This window comes from Gilliamella sp. LMG 34359 (assembly GCF_984569085.1).
The window spans coordinates 3,468,142-3,482,958 of record NZ_OZ474906.1 but is presented as its reverse complement, the minus strand read 5'-3'; the positions used below and the strand labels follow the sequence as shown (position 1 = coordinate 3,482,958).

Genomic DNA, 14,817 nt, shown 5'->3' with positions numbered 1-14,817 from the left:
TTCTCTTCATATTTATAAAAAGTAATTTAGGTTGCCCAAATGCGAGGTGGGCATGCAGGTAGATTGATAATTAATGGCCGTAATAACGACCATAATCGCTGTAAATATTGCTGACAAATCTGATTGTCATTGGCCAACAAACGAACGATTAATAATTGTCCTAGAGCCGTTGCGCCTATTGGAATAATGCTATCTTCAAGCCGTTTTTGTACTAGTTGTAAAATGGTAGGATCAATAGGGTAGGCAAATAAAGTCGCACTATATGTGTAATTACCTATAGGAGCACAATTACCATTAATAATTTTTAAGTGTTCATCAAGACCTAATTCATCAGGTAAATTAATTGTCAAACGGCTTTTGATATTGCCTTGTTGAAATTTTTCATGCATAACTGGTCGACCAAAGCACAAATTTTCCCAACCTAGCAATCGACTTCCTAAAGCTAAATTAAATTCAGTTGTTAAATTAGCGTTGCTGCCATTAAAAAAAATATTTTCTTGAGGTAACCATTCAATAATACTATCTGATGCTAAAGTCACTTTTTGTTTTAACTGCGCAATATTATCGTGACTACGATAAAATTTACTGGCCCCGGGCATAGTCATTAATAGATGGCTATCGTGATCTAAAAAAATATCTAGCTCAAGTTTATCGCCCCCCACAATTCCCCCCGGAGGATGGAGTAAATATATATGGCAAGGTTTTCCTTCTGGATAGAATGGCCGTTGTATAGTTAAAGGCCCTTGTTGTTGACGATCAACTAACTCAGTTCGCTGTAGTTCACCATTTCCAAAACGGTTAGCAAAAGATAGTGATAGTTTACCTAACCAGCCATTAGCATTGTTTTTAGCTGTATTGTTTTGAATCATACTGTTAAATAATTTTTAATTAAATCTGGTGTTAATTGTGCTAAGCAACCATTGGCAATATTACGTCCACGATCAAGCAAATAAAAATCATCAGCAACCATTTGAATAAAAGGTAATTTTTGTTCGACCAATAGTACAGTTAAGCCTAGTTCATGATTAAGTCGATTAATGATCGAACCTATATCATGTACGATATTGGGTTGAATCCCTTCAGTCGGTTCATCTAAAATTAATAAAGAAGGTTCGATAACCAGTGCTCTACCAATGGCTAATTGCTGTTGCTGTCCTCCAGACAGATCGCCGCCACGACGGTTTCTCATCTCTTTTAATACTGGAAATAGTGAATAAACTAAATCAGGTATTTTTGCTGATCGTGATCTTTTAGCCGCAAGACCAACTCGCAAATTCTCTTCAACAGTTAATTGCGAAAAGATTTGTCTTCCTTGTGGCACATATCCTATCCCCATATAGGCACGAGTTTCGATAGATTTATGGGTGATATCGGTGTCTTTAAATTGTATATTGCCTTTTTTGATTTTTAAATTTCCCATAATAGACTGTACCAGCGTGGTTTTACCAACTCCATTACGTCCCATGAGACAAGTACATTTACCTTTAGCTAAAGAGAGATCGATATCCCATAAAATATGCGTCTGCCCATAGAATTGATTTATGTTAGATAATTTAAGCAACATTAACGTTCCTCCCTGTGGTAGATTGTCCTAAATAGACTTCAATCACTTTAGGATTATTCTGTACTTGCTCCATATTACCTTCGGCCAAGATTGAACCCTGATGTAATACCGAAACCGTTTTGGCAATTTGGCGAACGAAATCCATATCATGTTCAACCACAACTAATGTATGTTTGCCGGCTAACGAATTTAATAACTCTGCGGTTTTATCCATTTCTTGAGTCGTCATCCCAGCAACGGGCTCATCAACTAACAGCAGTTGAGGCTTTTGCATTAATAACATTCCCAATTCTAACCACTGTTTTTGTCCATGAGATAAAATAGCGGCAGATTCATTACGCATCTCCATTAAACCGATTAGTAAAAGTATCTCTTCTATCTGTTCTTGTTCTATCTGGTTAACTTGATGGCGAAGAGTATGCCAAACTGTTTTTTTTCCGGCATTGGCTATCATTAAATTATCATTCACAGTTAATGCTTCAAATACTGTCGGTTTTTGAAATTTACGCCCGATGCCAGCTTGGGCAATTTGTGGTTCATCCATGGTTAATAAGTTAAGTTTTTGACCAAACCAAGCGGTACCAGATTGTGGTTTGGTTTTACCTGTGATTACATCCATCATGGTGGTTTTACCGGCGCCATTAGGGCCAATAATGCAGCGTAATTCACCCTGTTTAATATAAAGATTCAATTCATTTATCGCTTTAAAACTATCAAAGCTAACGTTAATTCCTTCTAAATAAAGAATAATACCTTTAGTGGTATCTAAATCGGGTTGCGGTGGCGCTTCATAATCTTTAAGAAATGAGGAGGCCGATTTTAAATTTTGCTTTAGAGGATTTTTATTCATAAACTTGCCTCCTGTGGTTTTAGTTGCGGTTTTTTCGAATGAGTTAGCTTGAGTAAACCAACAATACCTTTTGGTAAAAATAGGGTAACTAATACAAACAGCAGACCTAAAGCAAATAACCATTCGTCAGGGAACCATACGGTGAAAAGTGATTTACAATAATTGACTAAAAATGCACCAACGATGGCGCCATATAAAGTCGCTCGACCACCAACAGCAACCCAAACGACAATTTCAATTGAATTAAGTGGTAAAAATTCAATGGGTGTGATGATTCCGACTTGTGGTACATATAAGGCACCAGCAATACCGGCTAATACTGCCGAGAAAGTAAAAACCGCCAATTTGACATTTTCAACGCGATAACCGACAAACCTAACGCGCGCTTCTGCATCGCGAATGGCAATAATCACTTTACCTAATTTGCTTTTGATTAATTGATAACAGATTAGATAACTAATAATTACCACAATTAACGTAATGAGTAATAACATTACTCGCATCCCATTACTGGTAATTGAAAAGCCTAATAAATATTTGAAGTTAGTTAGACCATTATCGCCACCAACCCCCATCTCATTGCGTTGAAATGCCAACATCAATGCAAAGGTAAGGGCTTGGGTGATGATTGACAGATAAACACCCGAAACGCGAGAACGAAATGTCATATAACCAAATATAAAAGCCAATAAGCCAGGTATTAGCATAACCAGTAGCAAAGTAGATAAGAAATTATTGGTTCCCATCCAGTACCAAGGTAAATTTTGCCAATTAATAAATGAGGCAAATTCAGGTAAAGTGGTTGAGCCATTTTCACCTTGTACAGATAAATACATTCCCATCATATAACCACCTAGGGCAAAAAAGGCACCGTGGCCTAAACTTAGAATACCTAAATAACCCCAAACTAAATCAACTGATAACGCAAGTAAGGCATAACATAAGTACTTACTGACTAAAATAATGGTCTGATTTCCGACATAAAACAGGCTATTGGTTGGGAAAAAAAGATTAGCTATCACTAAATAGATGACTAATAAAATTAGGCAAAATAGTACATAACGCCCATTATCTTGTTTAAAATATTTCGTTAACATATTTATCCCTCTACAGCTCGACCACGTTGTGGGAAAAGACCACGAGGTCGTTTTTGAATAAATAGTACTAAACTAATAAGTACCATAATCTTAGCTAGCATGGCTCCGGTAATTGGCTCTAAAAATTTATTGGCTAATCCTAAAGTTAAACCGGCTATTAACGTCCCCCATAAATTACCAACACCGCCAAATACCACCACCATAAATGAATCAATAATATAATTTTGCCCAAGATTAGGACCAACATTGGTGATTTGTGATAGCGCAACTCCCGCAAGCCCGGCAATGCCTGAACCTAGCCCAAAGGTTAATGCATTTACCCAGCTAGCTTTAACCCCTAAACATCTTGCCATTAGTGGATTCATCGAAATAGCTCGGACATTTAGTCCTAAAGATGTTTTTTTCATAATTAATAGCAGAACAATAAAAATAGTTAAGCTAAAACCAATAACATATAGTCGATTAATCGTGAGTGATAAAAAGTCATTGACCTGAATTGAACCTTGCATCCAACTTGGCGTGATTATCGCTTTATTTAATGGTGAAAATAGGGTTCTAAATAATTGTTGTAATAGTAGGCTAATACCAAAAGTGGCGAGTAGGGTTTCGAGTGGCCTACCATATAGATATTTAATGACACTGATTTCGATTAACATGCCAACCGCACCACATACTAAAAATGCAGCAGGGACAGATAGAATTAACGCTATACCAGGATAGTTAGGCAATAGTTGTTGCATTACATAGGTGGTATATGCACCAATCATAATTAATTCACCATGCGCCATATTAATCACGCCCATAACTCCAAACGTGATGGCTAAGCCAATTGCTGCAAGCACAAGTACTGCACCTAAACTAATGCCAAAATAGACTTGTTCAGTTTTTTCATAAATCGCTTTTTTTTGAGTTATTTTATTAAGTAGGCTTTGCGCTTTTTCTTTAACTATTGGCGAACCCTCTATTGATGTCAATTGTTGCAGTTTTTGTACAAATATAGGATTAGTGACATTACTAAGTTGGGTAAGTAGAACTAAACATTCGTTTTGCTGACAATTCTCAAGTTTTGCAAATGCTAATGCCTCAAGTAATCGTTGTTTAACTTCACTATCTTGCTCTAGTGCTAACCTTTCAACAATGATATTTATTTGTGACGGTGATTGAATATGTCCAAAAAGCGCTTTTGCTGCATTACGTCTTGTTGGAATGGTATTACTACTCAGTTTGATTTGGAGTTGGTATTGAGCAACTAACTGGCGAATGTTATTGTTTATAGTAATACGTTTAAACTGGTTTTTAGGTAGATCAATAACTTGTTTATTACGCCAATTAATAAATTGATTATCCTGTTTAATGGCAAGTGTACTATTGGTATCCAACCAATATAAGTTACCCTCAACTAATGCAGTGAAAAGTGGCTGTATTGATGCATCATTTTCCTTAATCATTTCACTGATTAATTGTTGTTTTTCAGTCAAGGAACCTTTGGCTAACCGCTGGGCAAATTGGTCAGGTAGCGCTGCTGTTGCTAGATTGGTGATCATCCATAACAGACATATCAATATCATTCTTCTCATTATTTATTCCTATGCTTCTGTTTGCTATATTGATTAACCGATTATGCATTGAGAACTTTATTACAGATAAATGGTGAGAGTGACTCACCATGCATAATATTTAGGATTCGAGATGATTAATCTTTTAGGCAAACTTTTTTACTCACATCATATTTACCGCATGCCAACGGTGTACGCCAATCGGCAATCATTGATTTTGAACTGGGTAAATAATCTGACCATTCATCACCGACAATCGTACCAGCTGACTTATCTACCACTTCAAATTGACCATCGTCTTGAATTTCGCCAATCATAATAGGTTTAGTGATGTGATGATTTGGCATCATCACGGCATAACTACCGGTTAAATTCGGTACTGTTACGCCAATTAATGCGTTTTGAACAGCAGTTGGATCATCTGTGCCCGCTTTTTCTACCGCTTTCACCCACATATTAAAGCCGATATAGGTGGCTTCCATTGGGTCGTTGGTTACTCGCTTATCACTTTTAGTAAAAGCGTGCCAGTTATTAATAAATTCACTATTTAAATCATTATCAATTGATTGAAAATAGTTCCAAGATGCTAAATGACCAACTAATGGAGCCGTATCAATACCAGACAACTCTTCCTCACCTACTGAAAAAGCAATTACCGGTAGTTGGTCTGCGCTAATACCTTGGTTAGATAATTCTTTATAAAAAGGAACATTAGCATCACCATTAATAGTTGAAATCACAGCGGTCTTTTTTCCCGCTAAACCAAATTTTTTAATATCAGCAATGATAGATTGCCAGTCAGAATGGCTAAATGGCGTGTAGTTAATCATTATGTCATTATCTTTTACGCCATAATGATCTTTGAGATAAGTTTCTAAAATTTTGTTGGTGGTTCTAGGATAAACATAATCAGTACCGACTAATACCCAACGTTCAATATTAAATTCTTTTTGCAAATAATCCACAGCAGGAATTGCTTGTTGATTTGGTGCTGCACCGGTATAAAAGATATTTTTGGATGATTCCTCACCTTCATATTGAACAGGATAAAATAAAATACCATTAAGTTCTTCAAAGATAGGTAATACCGATTTTCTTGATACAGAAGTCCAGCAACCAAATACCGCTGATACCTTATCTTTGGCGAGTAAATCACGTGATTTTTCTGCAAAAAGGCTCCAGTTTGATGCGGGATCAACTACCACGGCTTCTATTTGTTTACCTAACACACCACCTTTTTTGTTTTGTTCTTCTACCAGCATTAATAGGGTATCTTTTAAAGTACTTTCTGATATTGCCATTGAGCCAGAAAGTGAATGTAATACCCCGATTTTTATGGTATTTTCGGCGGCATAGATTAGATTAGCGGTAAATAATCCTGCGGCGAGAAACGTTAACTTAATGGTGGTATTTATTTTGCTCGTGATTGACATACTATTACCTCTTTATACATAAAAAATAGTGGTGATTTATTTATTATTATTAAAAGTAATGCAAAAGTTATGCCAAATAGTTAAAGACCAGGTTTTTTAAATTACTAGACCTAAACCTAAACTATTTTCTAGCAGGGATAAAAGTTTATTTTATAAGCTAGCAACCACGGTTTTGTAAACGTATAAACAGTATTAATAAAAATGAATAACGCACTTTATTTGCGCGCATGAGCTAAATTGGTGCAGGCATAATATGCTTTTTGACCCAAGCCTATAGTATTGTTATCATTTATAATTAATAAATGATAACAAATGAAGAGTCGTCAGATATGAATTACGAAAACAAACAACAACTATTGGATGAAATTAATAAAACCGCCAAGCTATTTATCGATGAATTCAGTGAACTATCTGAATCTGATAAAGATAAATTTATTGAAGGTGTCGACCGAACCCCAGCGCAGATGATTGCCTATCAATTAGGATGGTTAGATCTGGTCAAATCTTGGGATGATGATGAATTGGCCGGAAAAACGCCAGTTTTACCTGCTGAAGGGTATAAATGGAATCAGTTAGGCGAGCTATATCAACACTTTTATCATATTTATCAAGATTATTCGTTACAACAACTTATTGAATTATTCAAACAGAAACTGGCGATTTGGAATAGTTGGATAGTATCATTAGATGATAATACGCTTTTTACTAAAGATGCCCGCAATTGGACAAAACCTTACCCTTCAGCATGGCCTGTTGCACGTTTTATACACATCAATTCTGTTGCGCCATTTAAATCCTTTAGAACTAAAATTAGGAAATGGAAAAAGCTAAATTTAAATCAATAAAATCATAAAAAGTTTTGCAAAAGAGAGAGGAAAATTATGGCTTTTTCAGAATTAGAAAAAAAACAACTTTTAGAGCTGAAATACGTTGGCGATAAAATAGTAGAAAGATTACAACAGATGGAATTTGATTCCTTTGAAAAATTACGTAATACCAACTTAGATGAAATATTAAATAAAGGCGCTTTATTGACAGGATCATCATGTTGGAAAAATAGCCATCAAGCTAAAATCGCAATCCAAAATATTTTGGCTTTGGTTAATCAAAGTTAATCAATATTCGATTTTAACTAATTGTTATTATGTTTATCCCTATGTGTATAGGTGGAATGTCTACACTTTTTCATACAACAAAATTAAGGGGTAACTGTTTATTAAATGCCATCGTCGTCAAATAACCTAATGATGAATGCCGCCGATTGTTGTTTTACCAATATGCATAAGCAGAAAAACGTTGTCGTAGTTCATTAGTATTGGTGAATATCTCATTTTTGATAAATTCAGTTTTAATTGTCTTAAATGTCGCTTCAGCAACGGTATTATCCTAGAGGGTGACGTTTGATATCCTCAAACAGCTACATTTGCATTTATTGTTCAATATTCATGCGATGAATTAGCTTAAATTTTATCCGTTATTAAACCAATCATATAATTGCCTTATGCAGTTAAAGCACCTATAATCAAGTCAATAACATTATCGATTATCGGTGTTGATTAAGGGGTCAAGATGACTAAGCTTGCACTATCAGACTGGAGTCAAATAACAGCCACGGCAAAGATGCCGCTCTATGCGGTGTTATCGAATGTCAGTGATGCGCAGTCAGTGAAAAACTATTATGTGACTGATGGCTCGCAAACTCCTTATGGGCTTTATACCGGTACGCCCTATACTAATTGGCATAGTGTGATGCCAATGATTGTCCAACTTGATGAAACTAGTCCGTTTTTAAATTGGGTTAGCCAAACTGAATATCAGAATTGGGGGTGGTTGGCACGTTCACATTTGCCCTTTGAATCGATTTGTGCTCATCTGCGCAGTTTAACCCAAGTGATTATGCCGGATGGTGAAACGGTCTTTTTTCGCTACTGGGATGGTACCTATTTGGCTGAACAAATCCGTTTTATGGCCGATAGTTGGGCTGAGGTATTACCGGCGTTTGCCTTTTATTGGGTTAATGGTGAACCTTTTACTGTTTTTGTTCCACTACAGGCAGAGGCGCAAGTTTCCCCTTGGTGGCAAGTGCCGGCTGAACTTATCGATTATCTATCACAAAAAAATAAGACGCCTTTAATTGGTAATATTATTCAATGTTTGCAGGAAGAGTATCCAACTTACTATTTTCAATTTGATGAGGAGATTATACATAAAAAGCTAGCACATCTATTATCGCATCTGGTTATTGAAAAGGGTGAAAACGGCGTAAATAAAGCGGTTCAACAGCTAATTAAATACACATTATAAAAACTCAATACCTCACAGGGATGTAAAATATGGATAAAAAGAATCGAAAACAAGAAGTTTTACAGTCTGTCTTAGCGCGTTTCTCTCGTATTTTAGACGATATCGACCACTCTGTTCACGATAAATATAAAAAGAAATTACAAGAAAGTGGCGTGGCAAGTAGTATTCAGATATTAGCATTAAATGATAAGCTCAGTGAAACGCGAGGGGAAAAGGTTTCGAGAATTTTAAGTGAGATATATCAGTTTAGACATCATGGGCAAGAAAGTGGAATAACTGCACAGTGTCCTTTAAATAAACAGATTATTATTCAATATGGATTTGAACTCTCAACCTCTGTATTTTCCGATGCTCCAGTAGAGACAGCCCAACAGCCTGACGGTCAACGATTTATTAAAGTCGGTAACTTGAAAGGGCAACTTTTGCCGCAATTAGAAAAAGAAGTTGTCGATGAAAATGATTATCAGATTTATACCGAATATTCTCCCGATGAAGAAAATGCAATCCCATTTGAATTGGATGATAACGGCCGGGCAGTTATTGATGGCTGTCAACCCGGCAAGCGTTATTATGTTCGTATTGATCCCTTTACAAATCAACAACAAGTTGATGAGTGGCTAAATGGTTATAAACGTATTATTCAACATTTATCTGAATTTTTAGAATCCGAATGGGACAATGTCCATGAGCAACGGTGGCAAATCTTTGATAAAGCTATGGCTGAAGCCACTCAACGAATTTACGATAATCCCATATCAGAGGAAATCCCATTAGCAACGGCAGTCGGTGGTGATTTTTTTGAGGGGGTTGTGGATCGCGGGGTAGAAAAAACCGGTGAAGTTAAAAAGTCTGTCATCGATGGATGGGATTTCATGATTGACCACCGGTCAATATATGCTTCACTACTTATCCCAACAAATCCATTACTTGCGCAAGCTGCCGGTAAGAAATTATGGGCATCGTATCAGTCATTATTCCAAACTCAAGAACCATCAGAAACACCCAAAACAGAAAACGAAATAAAAGACGTCTATTTTTTTGTTCAAGATGAAGTATATCTGTATATTATAATGGCCGCCCTTGAATATTGGTATGAAATACAGTCGCCAAAAGATAAAGCTTATTTATTGGGTAAAGATTTTTTTGATTTTGCTGTTGATGTGGCGCAGTTTTTTGCCGAATGTTATGTAATAGGGAAAGCTATCCCTATTGCTAAGAGCGTTTTACGAACCTCTTCTTCAACAATCAGTCAAACCACCGCTAATTTACTGGAAAAAGGCAAGAGTTTTATATCAACCAAAACTTCAGTTGCAAAAGCAACTACTGCGGAAATAATTGGTTCGCTTCCTGAACGTTTTATTGAGTTTTTTAATAAAAAACAGCTAAAAACTTCAGTGACAAAGGTAGGCGGTATAACCGACGGTATTGAATTAAAAACGGTTACTAAAAATAAGCAACCAGTTAACGTAGTGACGAATGCTGGCAAAGATGAAAGCGGCGTAACATTAAACAGAAATAATAATATAAGTAACACCCACCAGGAAACGCCAAGTGAAAAACCAAGTGCGACAGGAAAAAAACAAAGAACAGACAACGATCCGGTATCAATGTTAACCGGTGAAGAGCTATTAACCTTAGTTGATGATACCCTATTTAGCCAGTTCCCTTTTGTTTGGCAGCGACTTTATCGAACCAGTGCGGTGGAGTTCAATTGTGGTCTGGGTTATGGCTGGAGTCACAGCCTTTGCCATACGTTAACCTTTACCGCGGATGACCGCGTTATTTGGCAAAATCACGAAAACAATCTTATTAGCTTCCCATTACCTACCGAGTCAGCGCCGGCGATTGTCAACTTATTATCCGAAGCGGCCCTCTATTTAGGTCGCAAACCGAATCACTATCTGGTTAGCAGTGAGTTTGGTATTTATCACTTTAAGCGAGACTCGGCTACCGCCAGCACAGCCAAACTGGTGGCTATCAGTGATAAATATGGCCATGAGCATACCGTGATTTACGATACAGAGGGTAAACTGATAGCCCTTGAGCTGGCTGGTGGCTTAAAGCGGATAGCACTGACTTACTCAGCGCAAACCCCTTCACTTATCACTGAGGTAAGTGAGTTTACTCGCCAGTCAGCAATACAGGAATGGCAACTGCTACGCCCGATTATGCATTATCAGTACAATGACCAGCAAGAGCTGATAGCGGCAAGTAATGCATTAAATCAAACCGAGCATTATCGTTATGGGGAAGGGCATCTTATTGTTCAGCGTCAACTGGCGGGGGGCGCGATATTTAGCTGGCAGTGGCAAGGTGAAGGGAAATCGGCGGTTTGTCATCGGCAAATCACCAACTTTAACGGTATTGAAAGTCGTTATGAATGGGATACCCAGCAGCGTAAATCGACCGTTTACCAGTCAGATGGCACGACCTTAATCTACATTCATAATCAACAAGGTAAACTCATTAGTGAAACCAATGCCAATGGTGACACGACCACCTACGAGTATAATGACAACGGTCAAATGACCGTAAAAACCGATGCGCTCGGCGGTCAGACCCATTATGTCTATAATGAATTTAATAATCTGGCTGAAGTTAACACCCCCGACGGGCAATCGACCTACTATTACTGGTGGGACGAGCAAATCAGTGAGATTATACAAGGCAACCGCAATTGGAAGTTTCGCTACAATGGTTATGGAGACCGCATAGAAGAAATTACGCCAGAAGGGAAAAAGACGCAATATCAGTACAATGAAGATGGACAGTGTATTGCGATTATCTACCCGGATGGTACTAAATTAACTCAAGCATGGGACGCCACCGGTCAACGAACACAAACCACCTATCCGGATGGCCGCATTGAGTATTATACCTATGATGCCCAAGGGCGAATAACGGCCATCAGTGATGGGCAAAACCAGACGATAAGCTACACCTATGACAGTTTGGGGCAAGTTACCCAACTGACCTACCCGAACAAAACCACGCGAGAATATCGCTATAATGCTTATGGCAAAGTGACTTGGTTTAAGGATGAATCGGGCAAGGTGACGGAATATGAGTATGCCTCACCCCTGCACTTAGTAACGGAAAAACGCTTACCTAATGGTGAGCGGCTCAAATTTCGCTATGACAATGTTCACATACAGATGAGTGAGATTGAGAACCAAAAAGGTGAAGTGTATCACTTAAACTATACCCCGACCGGGCAGCTAAGTGAAGAGATAGGCTTTGATGGCATTAGAACCACCTATCATTATGACAACGCCGGGCGTATTATCGAAAAAAGGGAATATGGTAACACACCGGATGCTGAGCCTTTGGTGACACAGTACCAGCGTGATATCACGGGTCGCTTGGTTCGGCGAATTTTTGCTGACGGCGTTATTGAGCAGTATGAATATGATGCATATGGTCAGTTGATTAAAGTTAAAGATGGTCAAAATATACTGGTTTGGGAATATAATCTTGATGGTCAGATGACGGCAGAACATCAAAACTGGGCAACGATTCGTCACCGTTATGATAAAACCAGTGGTTTGCTCGATGGCACCAAACTCCCCGATGGGCAGTGGTTGGAATACCATCACCGTAACGGTCAGCTACGAGGAATGACGCTAGAGGGGCAATCCTTAATTGGCATGTTTTATGACTCAGCCGGACGAGAGCGCGAGCGGCGTCAGGGTAATGGCTTAATTAACCGTTATCACTATGATGAACTCGGCCAGCTCGCGTCACACCAAATCTACCGTGGTTTTGATGTTGAACTCAATGATACCCCGCTGCCGGTCTGGCAACAGCAGTACCAATATGAGCCTGATGGTCAGCTTGCCCAAATCAACGGTAATCAAGCCCGCCATTACCGTTATGATAAGTTAGGTCAACTGCAAACGGTCAGCTATCCCCAAGCGAATCGCGAAGAGCATCATGCGGAAAAAGTAGAGCTGTTTAGTTATGATACCACCGGCAATAAAATCAGTGAGAAACAATCTTTAGCGCAGCTTGAAGCGAAAGTGAACCGTGGCAATCGGCTACTGTTTTTTAGTGATAAACATTTTGAGTATGACCGTTTTGGTAATTTAATTACCGAAAAGCGTGGTAAAAACCAAAGTCTGGTGACGCATTATGAGTATGATTGCCGACATCGTCTAATCAAGGTGATTAAACCCAGTGGTCAAACCATTACCTACAGCTATGACCCGTTTAACCGCCGTACCAGTAAAACGGTTAATGGCAAAACCACGGAATTTATCTGGCAAGGTCATAAACTGATTGCCGAAACCGACAATGACAAGCACTGGCAAAGTTACCTCTATGAGCAGGGCTCTTTCCGGCCACTGGCGTTAGTACAGGGCAATGCCCAACAAGGCAAAACCCAACTCTACTGGTACCAAAACGACCAACTCGGCACGCCGATAGGGTTAACGGATGGATTTGGTGAAACATTATATGAATGCCAGTATAATGGCTATGGGCAGATTATTGATGAAACCTACCATGAAGTTGGCAATCGTGCTATCCCTGATAACCCGCTGCGCTTTCAGGGACAATACTACGATGAAGAGACAGGTCTACACTACAACCTAAATCGTTACTACGACCCCTTTGTCGGGCGGTATATAACCCAAGACCCGATAAAGCTGATTGGTGGTCTCAATTTTTATCAATACTGCCCTAATCCGGTCAATTGGATAGATCCGATTGGGTTTAAAAATATACCGAAGAGTGGCACCGGTGAAGTTATAAATCCCAGTAATACGGCCAATGCCCGTGTACCTAAAAACGTTCCAATGACTCAGAAAAAGTTTGATGAAATTATTAATTTAGAAAGAGGTAACCGACCGAATAATGTCCTTGAATACTTGCCAAAAGAATATGTAGATGCACATCTGGCCTTATTTAAACAAGAAGGTGGCAGTTTTATTGTGATTGAAAGCAAGCTTTCTGAAAAATATACAACATATCCAGCACGAAAGTTTGTGGGTTTAAGATCCGATATGGAAAAAATCGTTGAAGAATACCGAGCAGCAGGTAACGATTGGCGGATATTAAACGAACGATTAGGATTGGGAAACGAAAGTCTTGCCAATACGCGAATATATATCGTTCATATTAAACCAAACGATATTCGTTTTAAGTTTGGAATGTCAACGGGTAATGAATTCGGGGCATATGAAGGACAATGGATCCCGGGGGGATTTACTAAAGGAGGGGTTCCAGAAGCTGTCTTAGAAGGGTCGGAAAAGATTAATACTAACAATCTGGAAACAATATTAAGCCAATTTGAAAACTTTGAGAGATTACAATAATGGGTAAATTTGAACGAGCAGTAAACAATAATGAAATTATTCCCTTTCTTAAAGGTGAAGGTGACTATTTTTCACCAGATGAATGGTGTCGAGGATATCATTGTTATATGATTAATTTTATGGGAATGATGGGAGGTCTTGAAGAGAAAGAGCATCCGTATCAATTGTTGATCAAATATTTTAGATTATACTTAAGTTCACTTGAGGAAAATGTTGAAGACGCTTGGAGTTTATTTGAAAATATAGAATGTTATTATCATCTCAGAAAAGATAATTCCTACTTTTTTTTAACTCAACATGAAGATTTAATTGATGAATTAACCGCGGAAGAGAGAAAGAAAATAGGAGTATTATATCGTTATTTAAGAGATAACTTTGATAAAGTCCCGGATGCAGAAAATATGAACCCTTTAGACATACAATTTAACTTTACTCGTAAAAATGGTTGCCCATATGATCTTTTTTCTTTTTAATGATTAAGGTGTGAGTTGTGATTTAACCGGAGAATAGTTTAAAAAAACAGAGTGTTACCACTTTGGCTATAATGTATTGAATCTAATTACAAATTCCAAACGGTAATGCTTATGTTTTATCCCCGAATGTGAACATCTAAAATAAACCTAGAACTTGCAAGCTGATAAGCATATTAAGGGATACTTTTTTGTCATAAAAATCCTCAGTACTATCACTTTACCAAG

At 38.0% G+C, this 14,817-nt stretch carries 11 protein-coding genes and 1 pseudogene; 5 read left to right on the top strand and 7 right to left on the bottom strand.

Features of this window, described 5'->3' with window-relative positions:
• Positions 1 to 26: 26 nt before the first annotated feature.
• The 6 genes from AC5LXV_RS15855 to urtA all read right to left on the bottom strand — a co-directional run bounded on the left by AC5LXV_RS15855 (position 27) and on the right by urtA (position 6,500).
• A complete protein-coding gene (locus AC5LXV_RS15855; protein ID WP_493466996.1) occupies positions 27 to 869 on the bottom strand; it encodes an urease accessory protein UreD in 843 nt (280 codons plus the stop codon).
• Complete coding sequence (gene urtE / locus AC5LXV_RS15850) at positions 866 to 1,561, bottom strand: urea ABC transporter ATP-binding subunit UrtE (protein ID WP_144189901.1); 696 nt, start codon at positions 1,559 to 1,561, stop codon at positions 866 to 868. The genes AC5LXV_RS15855 and urtE overlap by 4 nt, the downstream gene beginning before the upstream one ends.
• Positions 1,554 to 2,414: an urea ABC transporter ATP-binding protein UrtD gene (gene urtD, locus AC5LXV_RS15845; RefSeq protein ID WP_065577750.1), complete on the bottom strand. Its 861-nt coding sequence runs from the start codon at positions 2,412 to 2,414 to the stop codon at positions 1,554 to 1,556. Before urtD ends, urtE begins: the two co-directional genes overlap by 8 nt.
• On the bottom strand, positions 2,411 to 3,511 hold the full coding sequence (urtC, locus tag AC5LXV_RS15840) for an urea ABC transporter permease subunit UrtC (RefSeq protein WP_493466995.1): 1,101 nt from the start codon (positions 3,509 to 3,511) through the stop codon (positions 2,411 to 2,413). The genes urtD and urtC overlap by 4 nt, the downstream gene beginning before the upstream one ends.
• 2 nt (positions 3,512 to 3,513) lie before the next feature.
• The gene (urtB, locus tag AC5LXV_RS15835) at positions 3,514 to 5,088 is read right to left on the bottom strand and encodes an urea ABC transporter permease subunit UrtB (protein WP_493445407.1); all 1,575 of its coding nucleotides are present in this window, start codon (positions 5,086 to 5,088) and stop codon (positions 3,514 to 3,516) included.
• A 116-nt stretch (positions 5,089 to 5,204) separates the two neighbouring features.
• Entirely contained in the window at positions 5,205 to 6,500 is a 1,296-nt protein-coding gene (gene urtA / locus AC5LXV_RS15830; RefSeq protein ID WP_493466994.1) for an urea ABC transporter substrate-binding protein, read from the bottom strand.
• A gap of 329 nt (positions 6,501 to 6,829) precedes the next feature.
• Between urtA and AC5LXV_RS15825 the strand changes: the two genes are divergently transcribed.
• Both AC5LXV_RS15825 and AC5LXV_RS15820 read left to right on the top strand, forming a co-directional pair.
• A complete protein-coding gene (locus tag AC5LXV_RS15825; RefSeq protein ID WP_110423284.1) occupies positions 6,830 to 7,345 on the top strand; it encodes a ClbS/DfsB family four-helix bundle protein in 516 nt (171 codons plus the stop codon).
• A gap of 36 nt (positions 7,346 to 7,381) precedes the next feature.
• On the top strand, positions 7,382 to 7,615 hold the full coding sequence (locus tag AC5LXV_RS15820; protein ID WP_493466993.1) for a helix-hairpin-helix domain-containing protein: 234 nt from the start codon (positions 7,382 to 7,384) through the stop codon (positions 7,613 to 7,615).
• A gap of 154 nt (positions 7,616 to 7,769) precedes the next feature.
• Here AC5LXV_RS15820 and AC5LXV_RS15815 read toward each other — a convergent pair.
• A pseudogene (locus tag AC5LXV_RS15815) lies at positions 7,770 to 7,859 on the bottom strand (hypothetical protein); the annotation flags it as partial.
• Positions 7,860 to 8,069: 210 nt separating this feature from the next.
• Here AC5LXV_RS15815 and AC5LXV_RS15810 point away from each other — a divergent pair.
• From AC5LXV_RS15810 to AC5LXV_RS15800, 3 genes are read left to right on the top strand one after another with little or no spacing between them, the layout of a single operon-like run.
• The gene (locus AC5LXV_RS15810; protein WP_493466992.1) at positions 8,070 to 8,804 is read left to right on the top strand and encodes a DUF4123 domain-containing protein; all 735 of its coding nucleotides are present in this window, start codon (positions 8,070 to 8,072) and stop codon (positions 8,802 to 8,804) included.
• 29 nt (positions 8,805 to 8,833) lie between these two features.
• Positions 8,834 to 14,119 carry an RHS repeat-associated core domain-containing protein gene (locus AC5LXV_RS15805; RefSeq protein WP_493466991.1) on the top strand — a complete coding sequence of 1,762 codons (5,286 nt, stop codon included), beginning with the start codon at positions 8,834 to 8,836 and terminating at the stop codon, positions 14,117 to 14,119.
• Positions 14,119 to 14,592 carry a hypothetical protein gene (locus tag AC5LXV_RS15800; protein ID WP_493466190.1) on the top strand — a complete coding sequence of 158 codons (474 nt, stop codon included), beginning with the start codon at positions 14,119 to 14,121 and terminating at the stop codon, positions 14,590 to 14,592. The genes AC5LXV_RS15805 and AC5LXV_RS15800 overlap by 1 nt, the downstream gene beginning before the upstream one ends.
• Positions 14,593 to 14,817: the final 225 nt, after the last annotated feature.

Excerpts from the sequence above, each read along its gene's own strand:
- AC5LXV_RS15855 (WP_493466996.1), bottom strand. The coding sequence starts at position 869 with ATGATTCAAAACAATACAGCTAAAAACAATGCTAATGGCTGGTTAGGT.
- urtD (WP_065577750.1), bottom strand. The coding sequence starts at position 2,414 with ATGAATAAAAATCCTCTAAAGCAAAATTTAAAATCGGCCTCCTCATTT.
- urtC (WP_493466995.1), bottom strand. The coding sequence starts at position 3,511 with ATGTTAACGAAATATTTTAAACAAGATAATGGGCGTTATGTACTATTT.
- urtB (WP_493445407.1), bottom strand. The coding sequence starts at position 5,088 with ATGAGAAGAATGATATTGATATGTCTGTTATGGATGATCACCAATCTA.
- urtA (WP_493466994.1), bottom strand. The coding sequence starts at position 6,500 with ATGTCAATCACGAGCAAAATAAATACCACCATTAAGTTAACGTTTCTC.
- AC5LXV_RS15825 (WP_110423284.1), top strand. The coding sequence starts at position 6,830 with ATGAATTACGAAAACAAACAACAACTATTGGATGAAATTAATAAAACC.
- AC5LXV_RS15820 (WP_493466993.1), top strand. The coding sequence starts at position 7,382 with ATGGCTTTTTCAGAATTAGAAAAAAAACAACTTTTAGAGCTGAAATAC.
- AC5LXV_RS15810 (WP_493466992.1), top strand. The coding sequence starts at position 8,070 with ATGACTAAGCTTGCACTATCAGACTGGAGTCAAATAACAGCCACGGCA.
- AC5LXV_RS15805 (WP_493466991.1), top strand. The coding sequence starts at position 8,834 with ATGGATAAAAAGAATCGAAAACAAGAAGTTTTACAGTCTGTCTTAGCG.
- AC5LXV_RS15800 (WP_493466190.1), top strand. The coding sequence starts at position 14,119 with ATGGGTAAATTTGAACGAGCAGTAAACAATAATGAAATTATTCCCTTT.